The 17,019-nt window shown below is 74.4% G+C and carries 16 protein-coding genes; 12 read left to right on the top strand and 4 right to left on the bottom strand.

Annotation, left to right across the window (positions count from 1 at the left end; genetic code table 11):
- Positions 1 to 46: 46 nt before the first annotated feature.
- From AC067A_RS20805 to AC067A_RS20790, 4 genes are all read left to right on the top strand, one after another.
- A complete protein-coding gene (locus AC067A_RS20805) occupies positions 47 to 733 on the top strand; it encodes an ABC transporter permease (RefSeq protein WP_479243965.1) in 687 nt (228 codons plus the stop codon).
- A 1-nt stretch (position 734) separates the two neighbouring features.
- Positions 735 to 1,415, top strand: coding sequence for an ABC transporter permease (locus AC067A_RS20800; RefSeq protein WP_479243964.1), 681 nt, complete (start codon positions 735 to 737; stop codon positions 1,413 to 1,415).
- A gap of 30 nt (positions 1,416 to 1,445) precedes the next feature.
- A complete protein-coding gene (locus tag AC067A_RS20795; RefSeq protein ID WP_479243963.1) occupies positions 1,446 to 2,441 on the top strand; it encodes an ABC transporter substrate-binding protein in 996 nt (331 codons plus the stop codon).
- A gap of 130 nt (positions 2,442 to 2,571) precedes the next feature.
- On the top strand, positions 2,572 to 3,579 hold the full coding sequence (locus tag AC067A_RS20790; RefSeq protein WP_479243962.1) for a hypothetical protein: 1,008 nt from the start codon (positions 2,572 to 2,574) through the stop codon (positions 3,577 to 3,579).
- A 527-nt stretch (positions 3,580 to 4,106) separates the two neighbouring features.
- Here AC067A_RS20790 and AC067A_RS20785 read toward each other — a convergent pair.
- Together AC067A_RS20785 and AC067A_RS20780 are read right to left on the bottom strand one after the other, a co-directional pair.
- Entirely contained in the window at positions 4,107 to 5,249 is a 1,143-nt protein-coding gene (locus AC067A_RS20785) for an NADH-quinone oxidoreductase subunit D (RefSeq protein ID WP_479243961.1), read from the bottom strand.
- 43 nt (positions 5,250 to 5,292) lie between these two features.
- Positions 5,293 to 6,363, bottom strand: coding sequence for an SAM-dependent methyltransferase (locus tag AC067A_RS20780; protein WP_479244139.1), 1,071 nt, complete (start codon positions 6,361 to 6,363; stop codon positions 5,293 to 5,295).
- A gap of 88 nt (positions 6,364 to 6,451) precedes the next feature.
- On the opposite strand from AC067A_RS20780, the gene AC067A_RS20775 reads away from it, so the two are divergent.
- The gene (locus tag AC067A_RS20775) at positions 6,452 to 7,654 is read left to right on the top strand and encodes a sensor histidine kinase (RefSeq protein WP_479243960.1); all 1,203 of its coding nucleotides are present in this window, start codon (positions 6,452 to 6,454) and stop codon (positions 7,652 to 7,654) included.
- 22 nt (positions 7,655 to 7,676) lie between these two features.
- Positions 7,677 to 8,351, top strand: coding sequence for a response regulator transcription factor (locus AC067A_RS20770; protein WP_479243959.1), 675 nt, complete (start codon positions 7,677 to 7,679; stop codon positions 8,349 to 8,351).
- A gap of 58 nt (positions 8,352 to 8,409) precedes the next feature.
- Here AC067A_RS20770 and AC067A_RS20765 read toward each other — a convergent pair whose 3' ends face one another.
- Positions 8,410 to 9,492, bottom strand: a complete 1,083-nt coding sequence (locus AC067A_RS20765) for a DUF5937 family protein (RefSeq protein ID WP_479244138.1) — start codon at positions 9,490 to 9,492, stop codon at positions 8,410 to 8,412.
- 271 nt (positions 9,493 to 9,763) lie between these two features.
- On the opposite strand from AC067A_RS20765, the gene AC067A_RS20760 reads away from it, so the two are divergent.
- Positions 9,764 to 9,991: a hypothetical protein gene (locus tag AC067A_RS20760; RefSeq protein ID WP_479243958.1), complete on the top strand. Its 228-nt coding sequence runs from the start codon at positions 9,764 to 9,766 to the stop codon at positions 9,989 to 9,991.
- 69 nt (positions 9,992 to 10,060) lie between these two features.
- Here AC067A_RS20760 and AC067A_RS20755 read toward each other — a convergent pair whose 3' ends face one another.
- The gene (locus tag AC067A_RS20755) at positions 10,061 to 11,230 is read right to left on the bottom strand and encodes a threonine aldolase family protein (RefSeq protein WP_479243957.1); all 1,170 of its coding nucleotides are present in this window, start codon (positions 11,228 to 11,230) and stop codon (positions 10,061 to 10,063) included.
- 126 nt (positions 11,231 to 11,356) lie between these two features.
- Between AC067A_RS20755 and AC067A_RS20750 the strand changes: the two genes are divergently transcribed.
- Genes AC067A_RS20750 through AC067A_RS20730 form a run of 5 tightly spaced genes read left to right on the top strand, consistent with a single transcriptional unit; the run spans position 11,357 to position 16,933 of the window.
- A complete protein-coding gene (locus tag AC067A_RS20750; protein ID WP_479243956.1) occupies positions 11,357 to 12,322 on the top strand; it encodes a Rossmann-like and DUF2520 domain-containing protein in 966 nt (321 codons plus the stop codon).
- Positions 12,319 to 13,416 (top strand): pantoate--beta-alanine ligase, encoded by a 1,098-nt coding sequence (gene panC, locus AC067A_RS20745; protein ID WP_479243955.1) that lies wholly within the window; start codon positions 12,319 to 12,321, stop codon positions 13,414 to 13,416. Before AC067A_RS20750 ends, panC begins: the two co-directional genes overlap by 4 nt.
- A complete protein-coding gene (locus tag AC067A_RS20740; protein ID WP_479243954.1) occupies positions 13,413 to 15,107 on the top strand; it encodes an L-aspartate oxidase in 1,695 nt (564 codons plus the stop codon). The genes panC and AC067A_RS20740 overlap by 4 nt, the downstream gene beginning before the upstream one ends.
- Positions 15,108 to 16,127 (top strand): carboxylating nicotinate-nucleotide diphosphorylase, encoded by a 1,020-nt coding sequence (gene nadC, locus AC067A_RS20735; RefSeq protein ID WP_479243953.1) that lies wholly within the window; start codon positions 15,108 to 15,110, stop codon positions 16,125 to 16,127.
- Positions 16,127 to 16,933: a type III pantothenate kinase gene (locus AC067A_RS20730; RefSeq protein WP_479243952.1), complete on the top strand. Its 807-nt coding sequence runs from the start codon at positions 16,127 to 16,129 to the stop codon at positions 16,931 to 16,933. Before nadC ends, AC067A_RS20730 begins: the two co-directional genes overlap by 1 nt.
- Positions 16,934 to 17,019 lie beyond the last annotated feature (86 nt).

The raw sequence follows: 17,019 nt of genomic DNA, 5'->3' as shown, positions 1-17,019 counted from the left end.
CGTCAGACAAGCGTTCGGGAAGGTGGACGGCCCGGGGGGAGGGACGATGAGCGCGCCGAACTGTCTGGTCGCGAACGACTGGATCTGCGGGGAGTACCTGCGCACGCGGGGACAGGAGCTGACGGACGCTCTGCTCCAGCATGTGGGAATCACGGTGGCGTCCGTGCTGATCGCCCTCGTGGTCTCGGTCCCCCTCGCGCTGCTCGTGCGGGCCAGGCCCCGGTTCGCCGCCCCGGTCCTCGGGCTGACCACCCTGCTCTACACCGTGCCGTCGCTCGCGATGTTCTCGCTGCTGCTGCCCTTCTTCGGACTCTCCGCCGCGCTCGTGGTGACCGGCCTCGTGCTGTACGCCCTGACGATCCTCGTGCGGAACACGCTGGCGGGGCTCGCCGCGGTGCCCGCCGAGACGCGGGAGGCCGCCCGGGGCATGGGGTACGGCTCGTGGCGGCTGCTCTGGGAGGTCGAACTCCCGCTGGCGCTGCCGGTGCTGATGGCCGGCATACGGATGGCGACGGTCTCCACGATCGCGCTGACCACGATCGGCTCGGTCGTCGGCCGCGGCGGCCTCGGCAACCTCATCGAGGACGCGCTGCCGACCTTCTTCAAGGCGCAGATGCTCGCCGCCTCCGTGCTCTGCGTGCTGCTCGCCGTCATCGCCGACCTGCTTCTCCTGGGACTCCAGCGGCTGCTCACGCCGTGGACCCGGATACGGACCGCGCCGGGAGGTGGCTGAGATGGGGGTCGTGACGGATGCCTGGGCCTGGCTCACCACCGGCGCGCACTGGACGGGCGCGGACGGCATCGGGCAGCGGCTCGCCGAGCACGTGTACGTGAGCGGGGCGGCCCTGCTGATCGCGTCGGCGGTCGCGCTGCCGCTGGGGCTCTGGCTCGGCCACCTCGGCCGGGGCGGGACGCTCGCGGTGAACGTGTCCAACGTGGGGCGGGCGGTCCCCGTCTTCGCAGTGCTCGCCCTGTTCATGGTGTCGCCCCTGCGCAACGCCGGGTACGTGCCGACCGTCGTGGCCCTGGTGCTGTTCGCGGTACCCCCGCTCCTCACCAACGCGTACGTGGGGATGCGGGAGGTGGACCGGGCCGCCGTGCGGGCCGCGCGGGGCATGGGGATGACCGGCGGACAGCTCTTCCGGCGGGTCGAACTCCCGCTGGCCCGGCCGGTGGTGATGACCGGGGTCCGCTCGGCCGCGGTGCAGGTGGTGGCCACGGCGACCGTGGCGGCGATGGTCGGCCAGGGCGGTCTGGGCCGGATCATCACGGCCGGCTTCGCCACGTACGACACGGCGCAGGTGGTCGCGGGCGCCGTGCTCGTGGCCCTGCTCGCCCTCCTCGTGGAGGGCGTGCTGGCGGGCGCGGACCGACTGCTCGCGGGACCGGCGCGGGCGCGACGACTCGACGGCTGAACGAACGAACGAACTGAGAGGGGTGGTTTCGTGGACAGGATCTCGCGCATCACGGGTGCGGTACTGGGGACGGCGGCGCTGACCGTCGCCCTCGCCGCGTGCGGCGGCGACAGCCTGGAGGGCAGCAGGAAGGGCGAGGGGGGCTCGGCGGGTTCCGGCGGCGGTGGGGGCACGCAGGACAAGGGCTCGCTGGTCGTCGGCGCGGCGGCGTTCACCGAGGCCAAGGTGCTGGCCGAGCTGTACGCCCAGTCGCTGCAGGCCGCCGGATACACCGTCTCCATCACGACCGTGAAGAACCGCGAACTGTACGAGCCCTCCCTGGAGAAGGGCGAGATCGACGTCGTACCGGAATACGCGGCGACGATCGCGGAATTCCTCAACGCGAAGGTGAACGGGCCGAAGGCGCCCGAGGAGAAGCCGGTCGCCTCCGGTGACGCGACGGCGACCGTCGAGGCGCTGCGGAAGCTCGCGGAACCGCGCGGTCTGAAGGTGCTCGCGGTCGGCGCGGCCGTCGATCAGAACGCCTTCGCGGTGACCGAGGAATTCGCCGGGAAGAACAAGTTGACGACCCTTTCCGATCTCGGCCGGGCCAAGCTGAAGGTGAAGATCGCGGCCGGTGACGAATGCGCGGTACGGCCGTTCTGCGCGCCCGGTCTGAAGAAGACGTACGGCATCGACGTGACCGGGATCGACCCCAAGGGCGTCGGTACCCCGCAGGCCAAGCAGGCGGTCAAGGACGGCGTGGACCAGCTGGTCCTGACCACCACCACGGACGCCACGATCGACTCCTACGGCCTCGTCCTCCTCACCGACGACAAGAAGCTGCAGAACGCCGACAACGTGCTGCCCGTGGTCAACGCGAAGGACGCCGGTTCTCCGGAGATAGCCGCCGCGCTCGACCGGCTCACCAAGGTGCTGACCACAGCGGATCTCGCCGAACTGAACCGCAAGGTGGACGCCGAGCGGGCGAAGCCGGAGGACGTCGCCAAGGCCTATCTGGTGGAGAAGGGGCTGGTCGACAAGTAGTCCGCGGGTGAGGGGAGTCGACCCGAAACGGAACCGGAACGGTCGATATCCACTTCTGGTGACGAGAAGTGGCCAAGAGATTGCCGGGCCGAGACCCCACACGGCGCCTACGCACGGTAAATTTCAGGCCATGCCACGTGGACGCCACCGCCATTCCCCGCCTCTGCACAAGCTGCTGCCGCCCTCCGCGGTCGCCGGCGCCGCGGTCGTGTGCGCCGCGGCCGCCTGGCTGCCCGGCGAGCTGGTGGTCGCGCGGCTGCTCGCCGCCGCCGCGGCGGCGGCCGCGGTCACCGGTGCCGTCCTCATGCGCAGTTGGGACCGGAGCGCCGGACTGCGGGTCGCCGAGCTCGACCGGGCGCGCACCGCCGACCAGTGGAGGTCCGAGGAACGGATGGCCGAGCTGGAGTCCGACCTGGAGGAGTCCCGCGCCCTGCGCGCCAAGCTCGACGCCAAGCTCCGCGCCAAGCGCGTCGAGCTCGCCGGGCTGCGCGGCGAGCACGCCGACCTGCTCCGCCGGTACGCCACCGCCGAGACCGAGCGGGCCAGCGCACTGGAGGGCGCCCGCGTCCTCGCCCTGGAGACCGCCGCCGAGACCAAGGCCCTGCCGGCCGCCTCGGCCGCGCCGACCCCCGAGGCCTACCGCCGCGCCGCCCAGGCCCTGCGCGACCTCCCGCGCAACGCCGCCGCGCAGCAGGCCCGCCGCACCATCGAAGCCGCCCGCGCCCGCGACCTCGCCGAACGGGCCCGCGAGACGGAGGAGCCGCAGGGGAAGCACGCGGCGGCCGCCGGAACCGAGCACGCCCGCCCGGCCGCCACCCTCGCCCTCCCGGCGGCCGCGCCCGCCGCCGCGCTGCCCGCGGTGCCGACCGCCAGCGCGATCGTCCCCTACGCGGCCCGCCGGCCCGTCGCGCGGCCCGAGGGCGGCTTCGACTTCTTCGGTACGCAGAAGGCCGCCGCCATCGAGGCCGTCCAGGACACCGACCTCGCCGACGTCGTCGGCGAGGAGGCCCTCGCCGCGCCCTTCCTCACCCCCGTCGGGACGCCGCCCGGGGCGATCGGCCACGTCATCGACCTCACCGCCCACGACGAGACCGAACAGCTCGACGTAGCCACCCTCCGCAACGCCGTCAGCTCCTGACCCCCGCCCCAACGCGAGCCCACGCCCGCCCGGGCCGCCGCCCGCTGCCGTATGGACCTGCGCCCGCTGCCGTGTGAGCCTGTGCCCGCCTGGGCTGGCGCCCGCTGCCGTATGGGCCTACGCCCGCCGACGTGTGGGCCTTCGCCCACGCCCCGTGGCCGTCGCCGCACCCACCCGCCGTGTGGGCAATCGTCCCGCTGGGCGGGACGGGTGGGCACACGGGACGGCGCCCTCGGCGGCGCCTCCGCCCTTTGTGCCCTGGCCCGCACCGGTTGTGCACCGAGCAAAGGGTGCGGGTTCAGGCGCGGAAGCCTGGGCCCGGCACGGGGCGCCGTCCGTTGTGCCCACCCGTTCCGCCCCAGCGGAACGATTGCCCACAACGGGGGGCGAGGGCGCAGCCCGCAACGGGCGGGGCGCGGCCCACGAGGGGCGGGCGCGGCCCATAACGGGCGGGCGTGGCCCACAACACGGGCGCGACCCACGACGGGCGGGGGCGGCCCACAACGAGGGCGCGGCCCGGGGCGGGGTTACTTGTCGATGTCGCCGACGACGAAGAAGAGGGAGCCGAGGATGGCGACCATGTCGGCGACGAGCGTCCCCGGCAGCAACTCCACCAGCGCCTGGATGTTGTTGAAGGACGCGGAGCGCAGCTTGAGCCGGTAGGGCGTCTTCTCGCCCTTGGAGACGAGGTAGTAGCCGTTGACCCCGAGGGGGTTCTCGGTCCACGCGTACGTGTGGCCCTCCGGCGCCTTGAGCACCTTCGGCAGCCGCTGGTTGATCGGCCCGGGCGGCAGCTCGGCCATCCGGTCGAGGCAGGCGTCGGCGAGGTCGAGGGAGTTGTGGGTCTGGTCGAGCAGGCACTCGAAGCGGGCGAGGCAGTCGCCTTCGTCGCGGACGGCGACCCGCAGGGTGTCCTGGAGGTCCCCGTAGGCGAGGTACGGCTCGTCACGGCGCAGGTCGAAGTCGACGCCCGAGGCGCGGGCGATCGGCCCGGACACCCCGTACGCGTGCACGGAGGCCTGCGACAGGACGCCGACCCCGCGGGTACGGCCGCGGAAGATCTCGTTGCCGAGGACCAGCCGGTCGTACACGTCCATCCGCGACCGCACGTCCGCGACGGCCTGCCGCGCCCGGCCGAGCCAGCCGGCCGGCAGGTCCTCCTTGAGGCCGCCGACCCGGTTGAACATGTAGTGCATCCGGCCGCCGGAGACCTCTTCCATCACCGCCTGGAGCTCCTCGCGCTCCCGGAAGGCGTGGAAGACCGGCGTGATGCCGCCCAGTTCGAGGGGGTAGGAGCCGAGGAACATCAGGTGGTTGAGGACCCGGTTCAGCTCGGCGAGGAGCGTCCGCGTCCATACGGCGCGCTCCGGGACCTCCATGCCCAGCATCCGCTCGACGGCCATGACCACGCCGAGCTCGTTGGAGAACGCGGAGAGCCAGTCGTGCCGGTTGGCCAGCATGATGATCTGCCGGTAGTCCCGCGCCTCGAAGAGCTTCTCGGCGCCCCGGTGCATGTACCCGATCACCGGCTCGGCCTCCCGCACGACCTCGCCGTCGAGCACCAGCCGCAGCCGGAGCACCCCATGGGTCGAAGGATGCTGCGGTCCGATGTTCAGCACCATGTCGGTGCTCTCCGCCGCCCCGCCGATCCCGACCGTCGTCTCCGTCATGCGGCCCAGTATCCCCCGCGCTCCCGGCGCCCCGTGCCCCCGCTCACGGGTCGACCGTGGGCACCCGCTGGGTCAGCCAGAGGAAGTCGCCGAGGCCTCCGGGGGCGGTGAGCTCCGCGGCCTGGCCCGCCGAGGCGAGCGCGCGTACGTACCCGGCGGGATCGGTGGAGGCCAGCGCGAGCGGCGGCCGCTCCCCGGACACCCCGAGCCGCCGCAGCGCCTCCCGCTGAGTGACCAGCTCGGCCGGCGGCAGCCCGCCGACCCGCGGTGGGCCGCCGGCCGGCGGCAGCCCGTCAGCCCGCGGTAGGCCGCCGGCCTGCGGCAGCCCGCCGGTCTGCGGGTCCCCGCAGGCGTCCAGAGCCACGTGGGAGGTGAGGTCGCAGGTGCCATCGGGGACGGCGGGGACCTCGCGGCCCGAGCGGAAGCCGGTGAGGGTGCCGAAGGGGGGCCGGGCGGCGCGGAGGTGGGCGTAGTCGACGGCGACCGCGCGGCCGGCCGAGAGGGAGGCGACGGCGAGCGCCCAGGCCTGGTCGCGGGGGCGTCCGATCTCGGCCCGGGAGCCGGGTTCGCGCAGGGGCCACCAGCGGGAGAGCCAGTCCGCGTCGGGGCCGGAGACGGGTGGGCCGAGCCGCTCGGTGCCGTCCGGGCGGACCTCCACGTACCGGGCGGTGCCCGTCGCGTCGGCCTCGGCGACGTCCACCGGCACGTTGTCGAGCCACTCGTTGGCGAAGAGCAGCCCGCGTACGCCGCCGGGGATCCGGTCGGTCCACGTGATCCGGGGGTCGAGCCCGGCGGGCCGGCCGGCGCGTTCCACCGCGACCGCGCGGACCGTGAGACCGCTGCCGGCGGTCGCCGCGAGGACCCCGGTGAGCAGTTCGCCGCGTCCCGCGCCCACGTCCACCAGGTCCACCCCGGCCGACCCCAGCTCCTCCGCGACCTCCCGCAGCAACCGGGCCACGGCCCCCGCGAAGAGCGGGGAGGCGTGCACGGAGGTGCGGAAGTGCCCCGCCGGTCCCTCGGGCCGCAGATAGAAGCCCCCGGGGCCGTACAGCGCCCGTTCCGTGGCCTCCCGCCACCCCTGCCACTGACACGTCTCATCCGTCACGGGCCCCAGTCTCCACCTCGGGGAGTACGGGCTCCGTGCCAAGGATCGACCCCACGGTTGATCCCTGCACCATCTCCCTTTCCCTACTCTGGGTGACGTGCAGCGCCTTTACGACTTCATCCGCAGACACCCCACGGGCGTCGACACCTTCTGGGCCGTCGTCCTGCTGGGGTTCTCCCTGCTGTGGGTGGGGACGGCCGACCCGCCGGACGGCAATCCCGTCGGGTACGGCCTCGTCGCCGTGCTCTTCTCCGTGACCGTGGCCCTGCGCCGGCGGGCACCCGAGAAGATGCTGCTGCTCGCGGTCGGGCTGGGCATCGCCCAGCTCGCCTTCGACCTGCCGCCGTTCCTGGCCGACTTCGCCATGCTGGTGATCATCTTCACCGTCGCGGCGCACGACGGATCCCGTTGGGCGTCCCGGCTCGCGCTCGCGGGCGGCCTCTGCGCCGCCACGCTGTCCCAGCTGAGATGGCCGATGGAGGGCACCGGCTCGGGCGTCGCCACGGTGTTCTTCACCGTCATCATGACCGTGCCGTTCGCGCTCGCCTGGGTGCTCGGCGACTCGCTCCGCACCCGCCGCGCCTACTTCGCGCAGCTGGAGGAGCGGGCCTCCCGCCTGGAGAAGGAGCGCGAGGCCCAGGCCAAGGTCGCGGTCGCCGCGGAGCGCGCCCGGATCGCCCGCGAGCTGCACGACGTCGTCGCGCACAACGTGTCGGTGATGGTCGTGCAGGCCGACGGCGCCGCCTATGTCATGGACTCCTCCCCGGAGACCGCCAAGCAGGCCCTGGAGACGATCTCCAGCACGGGCCGGCAGGCGCTCGCCGAGATGCGCCGGCTTCTCGGCATCCTGCGGACCGGGGAGCACCAGGAGGCCGGGGAGTACGTGCCCCAGCCCGACGTGCGGCAGATCGAGGACCTCGTCGAGCAGGTCCGCGGCGCCGGTCTCACCGTCGACTTCGCGATCGAGGGGAGCCCGCGCCCGCTGCCGAGCGGCGTCGAGCTCACCGCGTACCGGATCGTGCAGGAGGCCCTCACCAACACGCGCAAGCACGGCGGCCCGGACGTCGGCGCCAGCGTCCGGCTGGTCTACTTCGACGACGGTCTCGGGCTGCTCGTCGAGGACGACGGCCGGGGAGCGCCGCAGGAGATGTACGAGGACGGGGGCGCCGACGGCCGGGGTCATGGTCTGATCGGCATGCGGGAGCGGGTCGGCATGGTCGGCGGCACGCTGGACGCGGGCCCGCGTCCGGGCGGCGGATTCCGGATCAGTGCCCTGCTCCCCCTCAAGTCCGCCCACTGACGACCCTTAAGGAACTGACCTGATGTCCATCCGCGTGATGCTCGTCGACGACCAGGTGCTGCTGCGTACCGGTTTCCGCATGGTGCTCGCCGCCCAGCCGGACATGGAGGTCGTGGCGGAGGCGGGCGACGGCGTCGAGGCCCTGGAGGTGCTGCGGTCCACGGCGGTCGACGTCGTCCTGATGGACGTGCGGATGCCCAAGCTGGACGGGGTGGAGACGACCCGCCGGATCTGTTCGGAGCCGGACGCCCCGAAGGTGTTGATCCTGACCACCTTCGACCTCGACGAGTACGCGTTCTCGGGGCTGAAGGCGGGTGCGAGCGGCTTCATGCTGAAGGACGTGCCGCCGGCCGAGCTGCTCGGCGCCATCCGCTCGGTGCACAGCGGAGACGCGGTGGTGGCGCCGTCCACCACCCGCCGGCTCCTGGACCGCTTCTCGCCGATGCTGCCGTCGTCGGGCAAGGACCCCGAGCACAAGGGCCTCGAACGGCTGACGGACCGGGAGCGCGAGGTGATGATGCTGGTCGCCCAGGGCCTCTCGAACGGCGAGATCGCCGCGCGGCTCGTCCTCTCCGAGGCCACCGTCAAGACCCACGTCGGCCGCATCCTCACCAAGCTGGGCCTGCGCGACCGCGTCCAGGTCGTCGTCCTGGCGTACGAGTCGGGCCTGGTCCGGGCGGGCGGCGGCACGGCCTGACCCCGTCGCCGGCCCGGCCGGGGGCCTGCCTGATCCGACGGGAATTGTCAGACAAGCCCTAGCGCAGCACCGACTCCAGGAAGTCGCTGCCGAGGCGGGCGACGACGGGGACGTCGAGCTGGTGGAGGACGTAGCGGCCGCGGCGCTGGGTGGTGAGGAGACCGGCCTTCCGCATGACGGCGAGGTGCCGGGAGACCTCGGGGGCGGTGATGCCGTACGCGTCGGCCAGCTCGCTCGTCGTGTACGCGCCCCGGGCGAGGCTGCGGCACAGCCGCATCCGCATGGGGTGGGCGACCGCCTCCAGGCGCAGCTTGACCGCCTCGACGGGCGCGGCGCCGCCGAGGTCGCGGGCGGGCACGGGGTACTGGACGACCGGCTGCCAGCCGGGCGCGTGCAGGGCGAACAGGTGCGGCCAGCCGAACGCGGTCGGCAGAAACGTCACGCCCGAGCCTTCGGCGCTGGTGCGGCCGTGGAGCAGCTTGTCGACGACGATCCGGGAGCCGTGCTCGTCCTCCTCCAGGACCATCGCGGAGGAGGCGTCGGCCACGGCCTCGGCCAGGCCCTTGTGGCGCAGCAGCTCGGTCTTGTGCCGGGCGTCGGCCGCGAGCTGGACCCGGACCCGGCGCCAGGTGTCGGCGAAGAACGCGTCGTCGCAGTCCTCCAGGAGCCGCCGCACCCACGCGCGCGTGCCGGGCGGATCGGCCAGCATCCGCTCGGCGAAGGCGGACTGGCGCGGCCCGCGCGCCGCGGCCAGGTCGAGGGCCCGGCGGCGCATCCGCTCGTCGACGAGCGGCGAGGGAGCGCCGTGCGTGTAGTGGCCGGCGCAGGAGATCTCCAGGGCCGAGCTCACGTACCTCTCGTCGTCCATCCGGTCGAGGTCGTCGAGTTCCTCGGCGAGGGTCTCGCGGGGCCGGGCCGGCAGCAGGATGTCGGAGCGGGTGGAGCGCCACATGAAGTCGGACTCGTGCAGCCGGTCCGCGAGCTCCGGCTCGAGCGCGGCCGCCGTCGTGGTCGTCCAGGCGTGCAGCCGCGCGTGGTGCGCGGGCTCGGCCAGGGCGTGCAGGGCCGCGCCCAGCTCCGCCAGCGGCGAGGGGCAGAAGGAGATCCGCTCGTGCGGCAGTCCGGTGATGTCGATGGTCACGCTCACCGGTCCATGGTGCGGGCTCCACCCCGTGCGCCGTCCCGTCGTTTGACGAGCCCCGTCAATCGACCCGCCGGGGTGGCCGGTCCGAGGCCTGCCGGGTGCCCGGTCCGGGGCCTGCCGGGTGCCCGGTGTCCGTCGTTTGACGGGCCTGGTCGATCGACCCGCCGGGGTGCCCGGTCCGGGGCCTGCCGGGTGCCCCGTGTCCGTCGTTTGACGGGCCCGGTCAAACGGCGGGCCGCGGGGCCGGGGCGCGGCGCACGGTGAGGTCATGAACGCCATGCATCAGTACCTCTTCGACGCCTACCGCGCCGCCCGGCTCGGCGAGCCCGCTCCACCGGTGCCGGGCGCCCACGACGTCGCCGTCCTGCGGTCGGTCCGCGACCGGCGCCGCTTCGCCCGGGGGCTCACGGGCCGGCCGGCGCGCGGCGCCCTCCGGACGGCCCTGCGCCGCCTGCTGCGCCCCGCTCCCGCGGACCGCCGCCCCCGCTCCTGCTGACACCCCGTCCCGGCTCGGCGGTCCCGGCCCAGGCACCGGCGCGCAGGTCCGGATGCGCGACCCCGACGCTCAGGCCTCGACCCGGGACAGGAAGTCCCGTACCGCGTCCTGCACGTCGGCGGCGGTCCAGGCGAGCCCGGGGGAGGTCACCGTCAGTTCCGTCAGGGCGACGCCCGGGGGGCCGCCGGCGCCAGGGGCGAACCAGCGGCGGAAGAGCGCGGTGCCGGTGGCCTCGGTCTGGGCGACGGCGGCCGCGGTGAGGGTGTCGGGGTCGTACGGGAGCCAGACCTGGAACTGGTGGGTGTGCGGGGTCTCGGGGTGGACCCGGGACCAGCCGACGCCGGCCTCGGCGAAGGCCTCGCGGACCGCGTCGGCCACCACGCGCGCGTGTGCCACGTAGGCGGGCAGGCGGGGCAGCTCGGTGTCGAGGCCCCGGAGCGCGGCGAGCGCCACCGGGTACTGCTGGAAGAGCCGGCCGCCGTACCGGTGCCGCCAGACCCGGGCCTCCTCCATCACGTCCTCGGGACCGGCGAGCGCGGCCCCGGACAGACCGCCGAGGGACTTGTAGAACGAGACGTACACGCTGTCGGCGAGCCCCGCGATCTCCGCGAGCCCGCGGCCGAGACGCGTCGGGCACTCCCACAGCCGGGCCCCGTCGAAGTGGACGACCGCGTCGCGTTCCCGGGCCGCCTCCACCACCGCGGTCAGCTCCTCCCAGGACGGCAGGACGAAGCCGGCCTCGCGCAGCGGGAGCTCCAGCATCAGGGCCCCGAACGGCTCCGGGTGGTCCCGCACCTCCTCGGCGGTCGGCAGTCTCGGCGCGTCGGTCGGGTGGACCGTACGGAGTCCGGAGACGGCCGCGAACGCCCCGTCCTCGTGGACCTCGGGGTGGCCGAGCGGGTGGAGGGCGACGACCGGGTTGCCGGTGCGGCCGGCCCAGCAGCGCAGCGCCACCTGCTGGGCCATGGTGCCGGTGGGGAAGAAGACGGCCGCGGGCATGCCGAGTTCCTGGGCGACGCGGAGCTCCAGCTCCTCCACGAGCCCGTTGCCGTACGTGTCGACCGACGCGTCGCCGTGGCCGGCGGCCTCCGCCCAGTCGGCCAGTTCGCGCAGCCGGGGGCCGACCGTGCCGTCGACCGAGGTGTCCCACAGCTTGCGGGCGGCGCCTCCCCAGAGCTTCGCCCGGTGGAGCCGGGCCGCTTCCTCGTCCACGGGGCTCTCAGGACTCACAGGATTCATGGGCCTGATCATCACACCACCGCCCACACCCTGTGGACAGCCACGAAGCAGCGCGAAACGCTGGCGTAGCATGACCAGAAATCGTCCGGTACCCGCCGAGGACTGGAACGGAAGGCCGTCCCCACCGTGAACGCACCAGCAGCGCCAGAGCCCCGACCCGAGGACCGACCCGCCCGGCTCGCCGTCGGAGTCGTCGGCGCCGGCCGCGTGGGCCCCGTCCTCGCCGCCTCCCTTCGGCTCGCCGGGCACCGGCCCGTCGCCGTCTCGGCGGTCTCCGACGCCTCCCGCCGCCGCGCCGCCGACCTCCTGCCCGACGTCCCGGTCGTCGAGCCGGCCCGCGTCCTCGCCCTCGCCGACCTGGTCCTGCTGACCGTCCCGGACGACGCCCTGCCGGGCCTCGTCGAGGGCCTCGCGGACACCGGGGCCGTACGGCCGGGGCAGCTGATCGTCCACACCTCCGGGCGGTACGGGGCGCGGGTCCTCGACCCCGCCCGCCGGGCCGGGGCCCTGCCGCTCGCGCTGCACCCCGCCATGACCTTCACCGGCACCGCGGTCGACGTCCAGCGGCTCGCCGGCTGCTCCTTCGGGGTCACCGCGCCCGAGGAGCTGCGGCTCGCCGCCGAGGCCCTGGTGATCGAGATGGGCGGCGAGCCCGAGTGGGTCGCCGAGGAGGCCCGCCCGCTCTACCACGCGGCCCTGGCCCTCGGCGCGAACCACCTGGTCACCCTGGTGGCCCAGTCGATGGAGCTGCTCCACAAGGCGGGCGTCGCCGCTCCCGACCGCATGCTCGGCCCCCTCCTCGGCGCGGCCCTGGACAACGCCCTGCGGTCCGGCGACGCGGCCCTCACCGGCCCCGTCGCGCGCGGTGACGCCGGCACCGTCGCGGCCCACGTCGCCGAGTTGCGCAAGCACGCGCCCGGCACCGTCGCCGGCTACCTGGCGATGGCCCGCACGACCGCCGACCGGGCGCTCGCGCACGGCCTGCTCAAGCCCGAGCTGGCCGAGGACCTGCTGGGCGTGCTCGCCGAGACGGCGGGCCGGGCCCCCCATCCCACGGACCCGGCGGACGGGCCGCAAGGAGACGACCGATGAGCCCGTTCGCCCGCAAGAGCGCCGACGGCCGGCCCGTCCGCCACCAGCCGGCCGAGCCGCTCCGCGCGGTCGGGGACCTCGCGGACGCCGTCGCCCACGGGAGCGCCCCCGGCCGCACCGCCGTGGTCATGACCATGGGCGCCCTCCACGAGGGCCACGCCACCCTGATCCGGGCCGCACGCGAGCGCGTGGGCGCCGACGGTTTCGTGGTCGTCACCGTCTTCGTCAACCCGCTCCAGTTCGGCGCGGGCGAGGACCTCGACCGCTACCCGCGCACCCTCGACGCCGACCTGGAACTGGCCCTCGACGCCGGCGCGAGCGCCGTCTTCGCGCCGTCCGTCGACGAGGTCTACCCGGGCGGCGAGCCCCAGGTCCGGATCACCGCGGGCCCGATGGGCGAGCGCCTCGAAGGCGCCTCGCGGCCCGGCCACTTCGACGGCATGCTGACCGTCGTCGCCAAGCTGCTCCACCTCACCGGCCCCGACCTCGCCTTCTTCGGCCAGAAGGACGCGCAGCAGCTGGCCCTGATCCGCCGGATGGTCAAGGACCTGAACTTCCCGGTCGAGATCGTCGGCGTGGACACGGTCCGGGAGGCCGACGGCCTCGCCCTGTCCAGCCGCAACCGCTACCTGTCGGCCGGGGAGCGCCGTACGGCCCTCGCGCTGTCCCGCGCGCTGTTCGCCGCCGGCGACCGGCTCGCCGCCCAGGAGGCGCTGCGCGCGCGTGCCGTCTCCCTGCCGGGCGCCCAGGGCCGGGCCGAGAACCGTGCCGAGGCGCTCTCCCGGCTCGGCGAGGCCCGGGCCGCGGCCGACGCGCACGCGGTCGCGCAGGCCGCCGAGCGTGGCGGCGCCGAGGCCGTGCGGGCCGCCGCCCGCGCCGTCCTCGACGACGCGGCGAAGGCCGAGCCGCCGCTCGTCCTCGACTACCTGGCGCTCGTCGACCCCTCGGACTTCACCGAGGTCGACGACGACCACGACGGTGCCGCGATCCTCGCCGTCGCCGCGCGCGTGGGTGCCACGCGGCTGATCGACAACATTCCCCTCGTGTTCGGGACCGCCGGGTCCGCAACCACCCCGTTCGGAGCCGCCAAGTGACCGGAATACGGCTGCACGCCCCCGCGCCCGGCTGGGACATCGAGGCCGACGTCGTCGTCGTCGGCTCGGGTGTCGCCGGCCTGACCGCCGCCCTGCGGTGCACCGCTGCCGGGCTCCGTACGGTCGTCGTCACCAAGGCCCGGCTCGACGACGGATCCACCCGCTGGGCCCAGGGCGGCATCGCCGCCGCGCTCGGCGAGGGCGACACCCCCGAGCAGCACCTGGACGACACCCTGGTCGCCGGCGCGGGCCTCTGCGACGAGGACGCCGTGCGGCTGCTGGTCACCGACGGCCCGGACGCCGTCCGCCGGCTGATCGCGACCGGCGCCGACTTCGACAAGAGCTCCGACGGCGAGATCGCGCTGACCCGGGAGGGCGGTCACCACCGCCGCCGGATCGCGCACGCGGGCGGGGACGCGACCGGCGCCGAGATCTCCCGCGCCCTGGTCGAGGCGATACGGGACCGGGGCGTCCGCTTCATCGAGCACGCCCTCGTCCTGGACCTCCTGACCGACGCCGAGGGGCGTACGGCGGGCGTGACCCTGCACGTGATGGGCGAGGGCCAGCACGACGGCGTGGGCGCCGTCCACGCGCCCGCGGTGGTCCTGGCCACCGGTGGCATGGGCCAGGTCTTCTCCGCCACCACGAACCCTGCCGTCTCCACCGGCGACGGCGTGGCGCTCGCCCTGCGGGCCGGCGCCGAGGTCTCCGACCTGGAGTTCGTCCAGTTCCACCCGACGGTGCTGTTCCTGGGCGCCGGCTCCGAGGGGCAGCAGCCGCTGGTCTCCGAGGCGGTCCGCGGCGAGGGCGCCCACCTGGTCGACGCCGACGGCGTCCGCTTCATGGTCGGGCAGCACGAGCTGGCCGAGCTCGCTCCCCGGGACATCGTCGCCAAGGCGATCACGCGCCGGATGCAGGAGCAGGGCACCGAGCACATGTACCTCGACGGCCGGCACTTCGGCGCCGAGATGTGGGAGCAGCGCTTCCCGACGATCCTCGCCGCCTGCCGCTCGCACGACATCGACCCGGTGACCGAGCCGATCCCGGTCGCCCCCGCCGCCCACTACGCCTCCGGGGGCGTGCGCACGGACCTGCGGGGCCGGACCACCGTCCCCGGCCTGTACGCGTGCGGCGAGGTGGCCTGTACGGGCGTCCACGGAGCCAACCGGCTCGCCTCGAACTCGCTCCTCGAAGGCCTCGTCTTCGCCGAGCGGATCGCCGAGGACATCACGGCCGCCGCCCCGCGCGTGGCGGGCACCCCGGTGCCGCACCCGGCGCCGGTGACGCTGCCGCTGCCCGTGGCCGGCGCGCGGACCCGCGTCCAGCGGGTGATGACGGCCGGCGCGGGGGTGCTCCGCTCGGAGACCAGCCTGCGACAGGCCGCCGAGGCCCTCGACGCCCTGCACAGCGACGCCGTGGCGGGCGGCACCGACGACACCAAGGCCGCCGAGCCCGGCGTGGAGTCCTGGGAGACCACCAACCTGCTGTGCGTCGCCCGGGTCCTGGTCGCCGCTGCCCGCCGCCGCGAGGAGACCCGCGGCTGCCACTGGCGCGAGGACCACCCGGACCGGGACGACACGGACTGGCGCCGGCACCTCGTCGTACGCCTCACGCCGGAGCGGTCCCTGGACGTCCGCACCACCGACACCTTCGACTTTCCCCCCACCGTCGACGCCCCAAGGGAGCCGTAAGTGAGCACGCCCGAGGAAGCCCGTCCCGAGCCCGTGGACGTCCCTCTCATCCAGATCAACACGGTCTCCGCCGACGAGCCCGACGGCTGCGGCGACGACTGCGCCTGCGGCGGCGGCGAGGAGTTCGAGTGCGGGCTCGACCCCGCGCTCGCCGAGCTGCTCGCCGAGGCCGGTCTCGACCCGGTCCAGGTCGAGGACATCGCCCACCTGGCGATCGCCGAGGACCTCGACGGCGGCGTCGACGTGACGACCGTGGCGACCGTCCCCGAGGACGCCGTCGCCACCGCCGACTTCACCGCCCGCGAGGCCGGTGTCGTGGCCGGTCTGCGGGTCGCCGAGGCCGTCCTGTCCATCGTCTGCGCGGACGAGTTCGAGGTCGAGCGGCACGTCGAGGACGGCGAGCGCGTCGAGGCCGGGCAGACGCTGCTCAGCGTCACCGCCCGCACCCGCGACCTGCTCACCGGCGAGCGCAGCGCGCTCAACATCCTGTGCCGCCTCTCCGGCATCGCCACCGCCACGCGCGCGTGGGCGGACGCCCTGGAGGGCACGAAGGCGAAGGTCCGCGACACCCGCAAGACCACTCCGGGCCTGCGCGCGCTGGAGAAGTACGCGGTCCGCTGCGGCGGCGGCGTGAACCACCGCATGTCGCTCTCCGACGCGGCCCTCGTGAAGGACAACCACGTGGTGGCGGCCGGCGGCGTCGCCGAGGCCTTCAAGGCCGTGCGCGAGCTGTTCCCCGAGGTGCCGATCGAGGTCGAGGTCGACACGATGCACCAGGTCCGCGAGGTCCTGGACGCGGGCGCCGACCTGATCCTGCTCGACAACTTCACGCCGATCGAGACCGAGGAGGCCGTCGCCCTGGTCGCGGGCCGCGCCGTCCTGGAGTCCTCGGGCCGGCTGACCCTGGAGAACGCGGCGGCGTACGCGGCGACGGGCGTCGACTACCTGGCGGTCGGCGGCCTCACCCACTCCTCCCCGATCCTCGACATCGGCCTGGACCTGCGCGAGGTGCGGGCCTGATGCTGCTCACCATCGACGTCGGCAACACGCACACGGTCCTCGGCCTCTTCGACGGAGACGAGATCGTCGAGCACTGGCGGATCTCCACGGACCCGCGCCGGACCGCCGACGAGATGGCGGTCCTGCTTCAGGGCCTCATGGGCATGCACCCCCTGCTCGGCGTCGAGCTGGGCGACGGCATCGAGGGGATCGCCATCTGCGCGACGGTCCCCTCGGTGCTGCACGAACTCCGCGAGGTGACCCGCCGGTACTACGGGGACGTGCCGGCGGTCCTGGTGGAGCCGGGCGTCAAGACGGGCGTCCCGGTCATCACCGACAACCCGAAGGAGGTCGGCGCGGACCGCATCATCAACGCGGCCGCGGCGGTCGAGCTGTACGGCGGTCCCGCGATCGTCGTCGACTTCGGCACGGCGACGACGTACGACGCGGTGACCGCGCGCGGCGAGTACGCGGGCGGGGCGATCGCGCCCGGCATCGAGATCTCGGTCGAGGCGCTGGGCGTCAAGGGCGCCATGCTCCGCAAGATCGAGCTGGCCCGCCCGCGCAACGTCATCGGCAAGAACACGGTCGAGGCGATGCAGTCCGGCATCATCTTCGGGTACGCGGGCCAGGTCGACGGCGTCGTCGCCCGCATGAAGCGCGAACTCGTCGGCCCGAACGGCGACCCCTCCGACGTCACCGTCATCGCCACGGGCGGCCTCGCCCCGATGGTCCTCGGCGAGTCGGCGGAGATCGACGAGCACGAACCCTGGCTGACCCTGATCGGCCTCCGTCTCGTCTACGAGCGCAACGTCACCCGCATGTGAGCCCGGAGGCCCGCCCCCGGGCCTCACGGGGCCACACCCCGCCCGTCGGACGGGTCCCCACGGGGCGATCATTCCGGCGCGCCGGA

Source organism: Streptomyces sp. NPDC043176 (assembly GCF_056436715.1).
Note: the sequence above shows the minus strand (reverse complement) of the source record. Positions and strands in the feature narration are given on the sequence as shown.